This is a genomic window from Microvirga pakistanensis (assembly GCF_004458765.1).
Lineage (GTDB): Bacteria > Pseudomonadota > Alphaproteobacteria > Rhizobiales > Beijerinckiaceae > Microvirga > Microvirga pakistanensis.
The window spans coordinates 1-223 of record NZ_SPJX01000617.1 but is presented as its reverse complement, the minus strand read 5'-3'; the positions used below and the strand labels follow the sequence as shown (position 1 = coordinate 223).

1 pseudogene is annotated in these 223 nt (G+C 72.2%); it reads left to right on the top strand.

Annotated features, from left to right (window positions below):
• A pseudogene (locus E4K09_RS24100) lies at positions 1–223 on the top strand (glycosyltransferase family 4 protein); the annotation flags it as partial.

Here is a 223-nt window from a genome sequence, read left to right as displayed (position 1 = left end):
TCGTCGAGAATACGGACGACCCCCGACTCCTCGGCCTCGACCCGTTAGGCCCTAAGGTCACGGTGGTGGGCGGCGCCGGGATCGATCCCGAAGTCCTCGGCCCCTCCCCCCTTCCCGCCGAGCCGCCCCTGAAGGTTGCGCTCGTGGCGCGCATGCTCTGGTCGAAGGGCGTGGACCTCGCCGTCGAGGCCGTCCGCAAGGCCCGAGGCCAGGGCGCGGAGGT